This is a genomic window from Helicobacter pylori (assembly GCF_006440215.1).
GTDB classification, from domain to species: domain Bacteria; phylum Campylobacterota; class Campylobacteria; order Campylobacterales; family Helicobacteraceae; genus Helicobacter; species Helicobacter pylori_CS.
In genome coordinates, this window is sequence record NZ_VEZH01000014.1 from 18,132 (window position 1) to 29,994 (window position 11,863).

At 39.2% G+C, this 11,863-nt stretch carries 8 protein-coding genes and 1 pseudogene; 1 reads left to right on the top strand and 8 read right to left on the bottom strand.

The window, feature by feature from the left end:
* Positions 1–67: 67 nt before the first annotated feature.
* The 8 genes from FIM44_RS06810 to FIM44_RS06845 form a co-directional block, all read right to left on the bottom strand.
* Positions 68–637 carry an outer membrane beta-barrel protein gene (locus tag FIM44_RS06810; RefSeq protein ID WP_140579516.1) on the bottom strand — a complete coding sequence of 190 codons (570 nt, stop codon included), beginning with the start codon at positions 635–637 and terminating at the stop codon, positions 68–70.
* Positions 634–3,720 carry an efflux RND transporter permease subunit HefC gene (hefC, locus tag FIM44_RS06815; protein ID WP_140579517.1) on the bottom strand — a complete coding sequence of 1,029 codons (3,087 nt, stop codon included), beginning with the start codon at positions 3,718–3,720 and terminating at the stop codon, positions 634–636. The genes FIM44_RS06810 and hefC overlap by 4 nt, the downstream gene beginning before the upstream one ends.
* 12 nt (positions 3,721–3,732) lie before the next feature.
* Complete coding sequence (hefB, locus tag FIM44_RS06820) at positions 3,733–4,437, bottom strand: efflux RND transporter periplasmic adaptor subunit HefB (RefSeq protein ID WP_140579518.1); 705 nt, start codon at positions 4,435–4,437, stop codon at positions 3,733–3,735.
* A gap of 10 nt (positions 4,438–4,447) precedes the next feature.
* Complete coding sequence (hefA, locus tag FIM44_RS06825; RefSeq protein WP_140579519.1) at positions 4,448–5,881, bottom strand: efflux RND transporter outer membrane subunit HefA; 1,434 nt, start codon at positions 5,879–5,881, stop codon at positions 4,448–4,450.
* Between the two features lie 8 nt (positions 5,882–5,889).
* A complete protein-coding gene (gene hemE / locus FIM44_RS06830; protein WP_194148714.1) occupies positions 5,890–6,909 on the bottom strand; it encodes a uroporphyrinogen decarboxylase in 1,020 nt (339 codons plus the stop codon).
* A gap of 68 nt (positions 6,910–6,977) precedes the next feature.
* Entirely contained in the window at positions 6,978–7,595 is a 618-nt protein-coding gene (locus FIM44_RS06835) for a hypothetical protein (RefSeq protein ID WP_194148715.1), read from the bottom strand.
* On the bottom strand, positions 7,592–8,248 hold the full coding sequence (locus tag FIM44_RS06840; protein ID WP_140579521.1) for a 3-methyladenine DNA glycosylase: 657 nt from the start codon (positions 8,246–8,248) through the stop codon (positions 7,592–7,594). The genes FIM44_RS06835 and FIM44_RS06840 overlap by 4 nt, the downstream gene beginning before the upstream one ends.
* A gap of 117 nt (positions 8,249–8,365) precedes the next feature.
* Positions 8,366–9,898: a flagellin A gene (locus FIM44_RS06845; RefSeq protein WP_000885496.1), complete on the bottom strand. Its 1,533-nt coding sequence runs from the start codon at positions 9,896–9,898 to the stop codon at positions 8,366–8,368.
* A gap of 163 nt (positions 9,899–10,061) precedes the next feature.
* On the opposite strand from FIM44_RS06845, the pseudogene FIM44_RS06850 reads away from it, so the two are divergent.
* Positions 10,062–11,842, top strand: a pseudogene (locus FIM44_RS06850) (ATP-binding cassette domain-containing protein).
* Positions 11,843–11,863 lie beyond the last annotated feature (21 nt).

Here is an 11,863-nt window from a genome sequence, read left to right on the forward strand (position 1 = left end):
TCTTTGTGTGGTTATAGGGATCGTATCTTGCAAATGGAAGCCATCATTGGGCTATTTGGAACCTTTTTTAAAACGCATAACTATAAGCCGCATGGATAAAAACGCTCTCTAAAAAATAAGGATTTTTAAAAGAATTTCTGGTGTTTGAAAAAGGGATTTTAGCCCCAAGCTCTATGCGGTGGTGGTAATCAATCGTGCTGCCAAGCCCCACATTAAACAAGCCGTTATAACCCATAAACGAACTATTTTTCATGCCTAAATGGTTACTTTGATAAAAATACCCTATCCCAAGCCCCCCATACACCCCAAAGCTGTATTTTTTGTAAGTGTAAAAATCGCTCAACACATCTACATTCATGCTCAATAAAGAAGTGTTAATCGTGTGCAATGCGGTGGGTTTGATTGCCATAAGGTAGGAAAATTCACCCCTTAACGCTAAAGCTTTAAAAAAAGCGAATTGATACCCCCCTTTAGCCCCCCATAAAAAAGCCGTATAAGAAGAATCACTAGCCGGTTTTGGGGTTATTTTAATGGGGGCTAAACCCACCATAGCCCCAAAATAAATATGACTTTTTTTAGGCTCAAACGCCCCCAACAAGCCCACCCATAGAGCCAAAATGAAAACAATCTTTTTCATTCTAAAGCTTTTTGGTTTTGATAAAACCGCTTGATTTTATCGTCTATGGGAGCGAGCAAACGATAAAACACCGGCACAATCAGTAAGCTTAACACCATAGAAATCATTAAGCCCCCACTCATCGCAATCCCTATAGGGGATTTCATCGCCGCTCCATCCCCACTCGCCAACGCTAAAGGCAGCATGCCGCAAACCATCGCAATGGTCGTCATTAAAATCGGTCTTAGACGGGTTTTGCCGGCAAATAAAATGGCTTCTTGGATATTCAAACCTTTTTTACGCTCTTCATTCGCTACATCAATTAAAAGCGTGGCGTTTTTACCCACCATACCAATGAGCAAGATCAAGCCTATCATAGAGAACATGCTCAAAGGCTGATGGACTAAACCTAGAGCAAAAAACGCCCCTGAAAAGCTTAAAGGCATGGTAACCATGATGATAAAAGGCTCTAAAATGGACTCATACAACGCCGCTAAAATCATATAAATCAACACAAACGCTGTCGCTAGAGCGATCAAAAACTCCCCATTACTCTCTTTAGCGTTATCCGCTTCTCCGGTAAATCTGTAATTCGCTCCTTCAACCAGCCATTCTTTAGTGTTTTTGCTCACTTGCGTTAAAATCTCGCCCAAAGAAACGCCCGCATTCCTATTAGGCTCAGCAAGCACCGTAACGCTGCGTTGGCGGTTATAGCGAGAAATACTAGACGGGCTTTTAGTTTCTGTGATTTCCACTAAAGCGTCTAAAAACATCAATTTATCGTATTTGTTACGCACTTGCAAGCGTTTGATGTCTTCTACAGAAACGCGCTTGTCATCAGGCACTCTAATGATCATGTCGTATTCTTTACCATCTTCTTTGAACACGCTCGCTTGAGAAGTCCCAGAGAAAGCAGAACTCACCACTGATCCAATGGTTTGAGCGCTCACGCCGTATTTGTTAGCGTTTTGTCTTAAGATTTTGAGTTGCAATTGCGGTTGCGATTCGCTCGTGCTTGTATGATAGCTTTCAACCTTGCCTTTTAATTCAGGGCTTTCCAATAAGAATTTTTTCAAATTCGCTACGCTTTTATCCACCGCTTCTTGAGAATGGGAGAACACAAAGGTTTGAAAGGGCGAACTATCCCCACCGCCCCCTATAAGAGCAACTTCAGAAAGATTAATAGTATCTAAACCTTTAGCTTCAGGCAAGCTTCTCAACTCTTTCCTTAAAACGCTCATCAACTCAAATTGCCCCAATTCATGCTCTTTTTTACGCTCTTTTAAAGGCTTGAGCTGCACAAAAATCTTAGCCTTAAAAGGGTTTTGTGTGGTGCCATAACCCACTTGCAAGGTGGTGAATTCCACTTCAGCATGTTTTTCAATCGCTTTTTGAAAGATCTTACTCTTTTGCGTCATGTAATCTATGCTCACGCCCGGTTTAGCCTTAAGCCACACTAAAAACCTCCCCCTATCTTCTTTCAGCATGAACTCCATACCCAATTTAGAAGCCACAAAAAGCGAACCCACAAACACCAAAACCACCGCTATAAAGATAATGAGCTTGTGGTTTAATACCCATTGGAGCAATCTGGTATAACGAGACTCTAAAGTCTTAAAAAAAGGCTCACTCCACACATAAAAACGAGAATGCCTGGGATTGACCACGACTGAGCTTACCATGGGGATAATCGTAACGACCACCACATACGAGAGAGCGATCGCTAAAGCCACCGTGATCCCAAAGCTTTGGAAAAAGCGCCCAATAATGCCTTTCATGTTCCCTATAGGCACAAAAACAGAGAGCAGCATCGCTGAAATCGCCACTAGAGCAAAGCCAATCTCCCTCACTCCCTCATAGCTTGCTTTTCGTTTGTTCATGCCCATTTCTAGCTTTTTATGGATGTTTTCAATCACCACGATCGCATCATCAATGATAATCCCTATCGCTAGCGTTAAAGCCACCATGGTGAGCATGTTTAATGAAAAGCCCATCCATTGGATGAGCGCAAAAGTTCCCATGATAGAAATTGGGATAGAGATCGCTGAAACGAGAGTGATCGTGCCGTTACGCAAGAACGCAAACACCACTAAAACCGCCAAAATCGCCCCCAAGACTAGGTCAAATTTCACGTCTTCAATAGAGGTGCGGATATAGCTCGTGGTGTCTAAAAAGGGTCTGATTTCATAGCTAGGGCTAATGGCTTGAATGTGTTTTAAGGCTTCATACACCCTATCTACGATTTCAATTTCATTCGCTCCGGCAATCTTTTGGATTTCTAAAATCACACCGGGTTTGTCTTTAAAACTCGCAAAAGTGTTGTCTTCTTCTAACCCGATTTCAATTTTTGCAATATCGCCAAGACGCACATGATTACCCACTTGAATCTTTTCCACATCCGCCACGCTGTAACTATTCGCATTCACCAAAATAGACAATTCCCTTTGGCTATTGACAATGCGCCCCCCATCAATTTCCACATTCTCCGCTTTAAGCGTGCTGAAAAGATCCGCATAAGTCAGGTTGTATTTATTCATCAAAGTGGGATCGGCATAAATCCTAATCTGGCGCTCCCTAAAGCCGTTGAGCTGCACGCCCCCTACCCCATTGATTTTTTGGAGCATGGGTTTAATGGTGTTTTTGGCGTAGTCATTAAGGGTTGTAGCCGGCACGCTTGAACTGCTCACAAACAATGAAATAATGGCTTGGCTGTCGGTATCAAATTTATTGATAGAGGGTTTTTTAATATTGGAATCATCAAAACGCACCGAAGAAATTTTATTAACCACATCGTTTAAGGCTTCTTCATTAGGCTTTTCTAACTCAAATTCAATGACAACAATACTCACATTTTTAGAGCTCGTGGAAGTAACCTTTTTGATCCCATCAATCCCCATCACCGCTTCTTCAATCTTATCGGTTACCTTACTCTCTATGATTTCAGCGCTAGCCCCAGGATAAGTCGTAGTAACCACCACCGTAGGCAGATCAATTTTAGGGAAAAGCGCCACGCTCAATTTTTTAAAACCCATAGTCCCAAAAAAGACAATCGCCAAAGCAAACATCAAGGTCGTAATAGGACGATTAATCGCTGTTTTATACATCAAAATATCCTATTATTTCGTTTGGATAAACCCATCGCCAAAAAGCCCCACTGCCATAGGCTTAGACAAAAGGGCTTCAGCGCTCACTTTTCTGGTGTTTTCATCAACCGTGGGGTAAATCTTGGTGATTTTAGCTTCATGCTGATTGGAGTCCCCATCTATGGAGTAAGTGTAAGTATCCCCCACTTTGACTGCATTAATATATTTAGAATCAAATTCAATAACCAATTTCCTGGCATGGCTGACTAGTCTCAATAACACCGTGTTATTTGCGCTCACCCCTTCGCCCACTTGAATGTTTTTACTCGCTATTACGCCATCAAAAGGGGCTCTTAAAATGGTTTTATTCAATAGCGCAATAGAATAAGCGTAATCAGACTCCAAGCGCCTGTAAGTGAACTCATAACCCTCTAGAGTGTTTTTATCCACAGCACCCCCAATTTTGCTGTATCGTTGGTATTGCTTTTTAGCGAAAATGAGTTGTTGCTCGGTAGAATCGCTTTGAGCCTGTTTGTCTTGATTATACAAAAGCAACAAAACATCGCCCTTTTTGACCACGCTCCCCTCAGTAACCTTAATGCTATCCACAATCCCTGTGCTGTCTAGGGTGAGCTTGGAATCTTGTGTCGCTTTCACATTGAAAATCGCATACACTTTTTCGCCAGCTTCCAAATTCAAAAAACTCAAAAAAAGTCCTATTAAAATTTTTCGCATCATTTTTATTCCCTTAATGCACATAGTCATCTATTTTATGCCCGCTGTTGAAAATGTAATTGGCTTTTTGCACTTCATAATTATTGAGCGCTAAATTGTAAGCCACTTCCGCATCAAAGCGCGTGGTTAAGCCCCTTAAATAGGTGGTGAAATCCACTAAATTAGCGTCATATTTCCTTTTAATATTGGCAAAAGAAAGATTAGCCGCATCCAAACTAGCCTTTGAAGATTCAATCTTGGCTCTGGCAATATCAAGCGACTTTCTGTAAAGCTGTTCGTCTTTTTCTTGTTCTAGTTTTTTATACGCTAAATTCTTTTCATTCGCTAATTGGCCTAGCATGATGGATTGTTTTTGCAAGCTCAACCCTATATCATCAAAAATATTCAAAGTCGCAGTAACCCCAGCCGTGTTTTGCTGACCGGGGAAGAAGTTCCCAAAACTCCCCAAAGCGTAAGCGGGTTTTTGGATCCAAAAAAGCCATGAGTCAAACACATCTATCTTGGGGTAATAATTGAGTTGCTTGTTTTGGTATCTGATTGCGGAAATCTGCTCCCTTAAAGAAACCAAATCCTGCCTTTCTCTTAATTGCAAATTAGGCGCATCAATCGTAGTCTTTTTCAAATTTTTCACACTGAGATTGGTGAGGTATTCTAAAGTCAAGCGGTTTTGCTCCAAAGCAAATTGCATGTCCAAAATATCGTATTCGCTCAAATTCCCTTGCGCTTTTAAGCTTTGCAAATCATCAATCGTGGTTAGCCCTTTATCATAGAGTTTGGTAACCCTTTTAATGTCTGTTTTGATTTGCTCTAATTTCTTTTGTAGAGCGATCATGCGAGCTAAATTATTAAAATACTCATAATATTGCTGCACCACTTGCAAATACACGCTTTGGCGGCTATACTCTAAATTAGCCACAGTGGATCGGTAAGTCGCAGACTTTTCTTTGACATTATTCACATCGCTAAAGCCATTAAACACATTCAATTTGACTTCAGCTTGGAGTTGTTGCGTGTTGTAATGCTTAAAGTGCGGAGTATCCCTATTTTCATTCTTAAAATTATAACTCGTATTTAAGGTGGGTAAAAACATCGCTTTGGCGATGGTATGGTTCTTCATCGCTTGCTTGACACTGAGTTCTTGCGCTTGCAAACTAAGATTAGTGGTAGCCCCTTTTAGCAATTCATAAAGCCCCAAAGCGGCTTTATCGCTTTTTTCATGGTATTTAGCGATCTCTTGATTGATAGTGGTCGCTGTTTCTTTAGGCGAATGCAAAAAACCCGGTGTTGCTTCTAAAGAACTTGTCGGCGGATCAATGAGCTTTAAATTCTTATGGCTATAATTGTTAAGGATTTGCTTGATTTCATCGGGGGTTTTAGAGGGGGTTTGGGCTAGAGTTAAAACTGCACACAAGCCCCATAAACTAGCATATCTTATAATCGTTTTCATCAATCCCCCTATCGTCTGGTTTTAGCATGCACTAATTGCACTAAATATTTCGCGTTTTCTCTAGGCAGATCCGGCAACATCCCATGCCCTAAATTAAAAATATGCCCTTGATGGCCCATGACTTTTAGAATCCTTTCAACCCCTTCTTCTAAAGCGTTTTTATCATAAAGGCGGGTGGGCTCTAAATTCCCTTGCAAAACATACTTACCGCCTAAAATCTTTTTTGCCGCAGTTAAAGGCGTGCCCCAATCCACGCCAAACACATCAAATTCCCCGTCTATGCTATCCAAATAAGCACCAATCCCTTTAGGGAAAAGGATAACTGGGATATGCGCATAGCGTTTTTTAAGCTCTTTAGAGATTTTTTTCAAATAATCCCAACTGAATTCCAAATACGCTTCTTTTTCTAAAGCGCTAGCCCATGAGTCAAAAATCATCACCGCATTGACCCCTGCTTGGATTTGAAAGCTCAAATACTCTATTAATTCAAGGCTTAATTTTTCTAAAAGCGCTTTTAAAACTTCAGGCTCGCTGTAAAGCATTTTCTTGCTTTTGGCATACGATTTGCTCCCCTCGCCCTCTATCATGTAAGTCGCTAAAGTCCAAGGCGATCCGCAAAAACCGATTAACGCTTTCTCTTTAGAAAGCTTTTGGCGCGTTTGAGAAATCGTATCATAGACATAGTTTAGTTGTTTATAAGCCCCTACTTTCAGGCTTTCCACGCTTTTTAAATCCGTAATAGTCTCTAAAAAATGCGGCCCCTTTTTAGGGATAAACTCCAAATTCAAGCCCATTTCCAAAGGCACTACTAAAATATCGCTAAACAAAATAGCCGCATCCACGCCTAAAATCTCTACTGGCTGTAGGGTAACTTCTGTGGCTAAATCGCTATTTTTACACAATTCCAAGAAGCTCCCCGCTTTTTTACGGCTCTCTTGGTATTCGCTAAGGTAACGCCCCGCTTGCCTCATCATCCAAATAGGCGTATAAGGTGTTTCTTTTCTAAAACATGCATCAATGAAAATCATCATAAATCCTTAAAGGTTTGTCTAATCATGGTTTTTATACTCTATAGTCTGTTTTTAAAACGAATATTTTACCCTAAAAATCTGGTAAAATCATAAAAAGTAAAAGTGATACCAACAGAATAGATATTCAATCGCGGCGTGCCAAAGGCTTTAGAAAATTTGCTTTGGATAAAATAAAAAGGGATGCCGCCCCTTGCTTCTATACTCAAGCCAAAATTTTTAGCCGCATTGAAAAACAAGCCCACACTCCCCACTGCTGATTGGATATTGAATTGATACTTATCAATCTTAGCCCCTAAAATTTGAAGCTGATAGCCTAAGGCGATTTTAGGGATAACCCACCCCTTAAAAAGCCTAACTCCAGCCATAAACCCAGCGCTCATGAAATACGAATCGCCCATTCCTGCATCCAAATACCCCCCTAATAAAGCGTTCTTTTTTAAAATATATCCTGCCTGAAAGCCTAAAGAAGCGTCATGGTAAATTTTATCCATTAAAATAGGAGGGCGGTTTTTAGGGCGGATGGGGGATCTTTTAGTCGTTTCTGCATGCTGGTAAAGATAGCCGATTTTAAAAGAGCCAAAATATTTTTTAGTAGGCTCTAAAGGTTTGAAAAAAACCCCATCCTTTTTGGCCAGTAAAACGCCTTTTAAAAGGCTTAAGATTAAGAAAAATCTAAAAATCAAAGCTTTAATTCCCATTTTTGTTTGGAAAACTCTACAATCTTTCCATGGAATCTCGCATAAAGTTGCGCTAAAGAAATGGTGTTTTCATAAAGCGCTAAAGCGGCATTTAAATTCTCTTGAACGCCTTTTTCAAAAAAATGTTGCAATTCGTCATAATCTTCTATCTCTATGCCTAATTTTTTTAAAAAAAGGTAGCTGTATTTATCCACCACCATCACTTCTTTAGCGCACACATAGCATAAAATCGCATCCGCGCTTTCTTTGCCAATACCCTTTTGGTCTAAAAGCCACTCTCTGGTTACTTCTTGTTTAAAATTTTCAAAACTTTGAAAGTCTTTTAAAATATTTCCGCTCAAATTAATCAGTCGTTTGGCTTTTTGGTTATAAAACCCACTAGGGCGGACACACTCTGCAAGCTTTGAAAACTCTATATAAGCGATTTTTTTAAGATTGATCTCATCATCATTTTCTAAAATGAAAGCGTTTTTTAGATTTTCTAAAGATTTCAAAACGGCTTCAAATTTCGTGTTTTGCGTTAAAACCGCCCCCAGTAGAGCTTCAAATCTCAAAGCGTTAGGCCACCACCAAGCAGGGGCGTTTTTCAATAAATCCAAGCTCTTTAAAGCCTTTAAAATCTCAAAACTATCCAACACAATAACCGCCTGTAATAAAAAGGAATCAAAAAGAGTATTTTATTAAAAAAGAAGTAAAAATTAAAGCCAAAAGCCAACGCTTAAAGCGTTAGCCCCATACAAACACCTTTCTTAAAACTAAGTTAAAAGCCTTAAGATATTTTGTTGAACGGTATTGGCTTGACTCATCGCATAGCTGCCTGATTGTGCCAAAATGTTGTTTTTATTGAAATTCGCACTCTCTTCAGCAAAATCCACATCCCTGATTTGAGACTCAGCCGCTTTAACATTCACTTGAGTGATGCTGATGTTATTCACGGTGCTAATCATTTGATTTTGCACAGAACCTAAATCAGAGCGGACTTTATCCAACATTTTCATCGCAGACTCGGCAATATCAATCACCACCATCGCACCTCTTAAGGTTGTAACCCCAGATCCCAAGCTTTGATTGCCGCTAGCGATGACAGCGTTATAGTTCGCACCACTCGCTGATTTGACATTAGCGTTAAAATTCCCGGTAACATCGCGCAAATTCACCGTGGTTTCTGCCACTTGAGATTCCCCAAAACCAATCGCTGTGAAGCCTAAATGCTGTGAGTCAGAAGCCGAAACCACATTGATGCTCTTAGCGTCTAATCGTGTGAGAGAAAGCCTTCCGTAGTTAGTAGAGCCTTTTGTTAAATCCTGACCGCCATTAACCATCGTTAAAGCGCTAGGCCCGTTACTGACGCTATCGGTTTTGATTTCAATCCCACGGCCATCTATACTGCGCAAATTCAAGCGCCCTTTTTGATCCGTATAAGCTTCCACGCCGGTTTCTGAAGTAACCGCATTGATCGCTGCGACCAATCTCCCATCTGAGTCGTTTTTCTTAATATCTGCGATATTACCCAAATGGATCCCATTTAAGGTTAAATTACTCAAACTTCCTGACTGGACCGCCACATCGCTTGTGGTGATAACGCTCGCATAAGCTTTAACCCCTGTTCGGTTAGAGTTCTTGTTAATCACTTCTGCTAACACGCCAATCCCTGTGCCTGCTGAACTAGAGACTTTCACGCTCTCTAAAGTTACATCATTCACGCCATCCACCTGTTTAAAAGTCAAGCTAATATCCCCAGAAGCCGTGATTAACGCGCCTGTAGCGATACGAACTTGACCGATTTTATCGGAAGTGGTAGAGCCGATAGAAGCCTTAATGCTTTGGTTAGAATAAGCCCCTACTTGGAATTCTTTGTTAGTGAATTGACCAGACAATAACGCTTGCCCGTTATAAGTAGTCGTGTTACCGATATTATCTAAACCTTGAATCAAACGAACGATGTCAGATTGAATCGCTTTACGAGATTCTGTAGTTTGCCCGTCTTGAGCCGCTTGAGTCGCTTTAACCTTAACGGTGTCTAAGATTTTCAACTGCTCATCCATAGCCTTATCCGCAACCTGGATAATCCCCATGCCGTCATTCGTGTTGGCAATCGCTTGACCCAAACTGCTCGCTTGTGAACGCAAAGAATCCGCCACCGTCATGCCTGATGCATCATCAGCCGCTTTATTAATCCTTAAACCTGAACTCAATCTCTCCAATGAAGTTTTAAGCGCATTTTGAGTGAGTGCGGATTGCACATGTGCATTCATCGCATTGATATTTGTATTGACCTGAAAAGCCATTGTTGTAACTCCTTGTTATAAAAAACCCAAAGGCATCCTTGCTTTTGGTTGGAACTATTATCGGTTAAAGTTTGAAATTTTAAAGGGCTTTATTTGAAAAGCAAAATTTAAAGGAGCATGAAAATGGGCTATAATAAAGAAAATTTATACCAAATCTTATTGAATGCAAACACCAATGGATACCATAAAAAACATTCCCCTAAGGACTTTTATTTTACTCTATAAAAGCTCACCAAAATATGTCGTGTTGGCATCAATTATAGTGCTATTTGTCGGCATTCTTCCATCTCTAAATATTCTTGTTATGATAAGATTGATTGATATTGTGGTAAATCTATTACAAAAGCATACGCATTTTGAATACAGCTTGCTGTTACCAACTTTGCTACTATGGGGAGCCTTGCTGTTTTTAACGCATGTGTTCTCAGGAATTTCATCAAGCTTGCAAACCATTATTGCTGAACAATTTTCTATAAACATCATCACTCAGCTTGCTAATAAACTCACAAAAGTTAAAAATCTAAATTTTTTTGAAAACAAAGATCACACTATTAAGCTTAACGCTATCCATAACGGTCTATACATCCGTCCCCTAAATTATGTCAGTAATCTATTTTTTAACTTGCAACGCATTATAGGGCTTGTGAGTCTGTTTGGGATATTATTTTCCATTAGTATTTATCTACCCTTTATAATGATTTTTGCAACAGTGCCTTGTATTTTCATCTCCAATCATATAGCAAAAAAACATAGTGCTTCCATAGATAAGCTTCAAGACAAAAAAGAGAGCATACAAAATTATCTATATTCTGGACTAGATAACCAAAAGAACAAGGACAACCTATTATTTAACTTCATGCTAAATTTTCATCATAAATTCATTGAAAACAAAGAATTGTATCTTAATAATTTTGTGAAAATCGCCCAAAAAAACTTAATGCTTACCATATATGCTGATATTTTAATCACCACTCTAAGTGTCGCATTATTCTTCTTAATGGTTTTATTATCCTTTCAAAATCAATTGGTGTGGGAGCAATTGCTGGGTATATCCAAGCATTTAGCTCTACCCAGCAGCAACTACAAGATTTATCATTTTATGGAAAGTGGTTTTTTGCTATCAATAAATACTTTGAAAATTATTTCTGTATTTTAGATTACAAAACACCAAAACCAGAAACGCAAATCAAATTAGAAGAAAAAATCCATAGCATTACATTTGAAAATGTTAGTTTCTCTTATCCTAATTCAAAGCTTATTTTTGAAAACTTTAATCTCTCTTTACACTCTGATAAAATTTATGCATTAGTCGGCAAGAATGCTAGCGGAAAAACTACGCTGATTAAATTATTGCTAGGGTTTTATATCCCAAATTCAGGTCAAATTATTATCAATAACAAATACTCGTTACAAGATTTAGAGCTAAACAGCTACCACCGACAAATGAGCGCTCTATTCCAAGATTTTTCTCTTTATGCTGGGTATAGCATTGATGATAATCTTTTCATGCAAAACAACCCCACAAGAGAGCAATTAAAGCAAAAGAGAGAAATCTTAAAATCTTTTGATGAAAATTTTCAAAATTGTCTTAATGATTACAGCAACGCATTATTTGGAACACAATATAATGGAATAGATTTTTCTTTGGGCCAAAAGCAACGCATAGCCGCTATAAGAGCCTTTTTAAAACCAAGTCATTGTGTTGTTTTAGATGAGCCAAGCAGCGCTATTGACCCTATTATAGAAAAAGAGTTTTTGGATTTTATTTTTAAAAAATCGCAATCTAAGATGGCTTTAATCATTACGCACCGCATGGGTAGTGTCAGACAGGCTAATGAAATTATTGTGTTAGACAAAGGAAAACTTGTGGAACAAGGCAACTTTGAAACCCTTATGGATAAACAGGGTTTATTTTCTGAATTGTATTTGAAGCAACAATACTAACGAGCGGTTAAAATGTTTGGT

Bases quoted from the DNA above. Each gene is read 5' to 3' on its own strand.
- hefB (WP_140579518.1), bottom strand. From the start codon at position 4,437: ATGATGCGAAAAATTTTAATAGGACTTTTTTTGAGTTTTTTGAATTTG.
- FIM44_RS06810 (WP_140579516.1), bottom strand. From the start codon at position 637: ATGAAAAAGATTGTTTTCATTTTGGCTCTATGGGTGGGCTTGTTGGGG.
- hefC (WP_140579517.1), bottom strand. From the start codon at position 3,720: ATGTATAAAACAGCGATTAATCGTCCTATTACGACCTTGATGTTTGCT.
- hefA (WP_140579519.1), bottom strand. From the start codon at position 5,881: ATGAAAACGATTATAAGATATGCTAGTTTATGGGGCTTGTGTGCAGTT.
- FIM44_RS06845 (WP_000885496.1), bottom strand. From the start codon at position 9,898: ATGGCTTTTCAGGTCAATACAAATATCAATGCGATGAATGCACATGTG.
- hemE (WP_194148714.1), bottom strand. From the start codon at position 6,909: ATGATTTTCATTGATGCATGTTTTAGAAAAGAAACACCTTATACGCCT.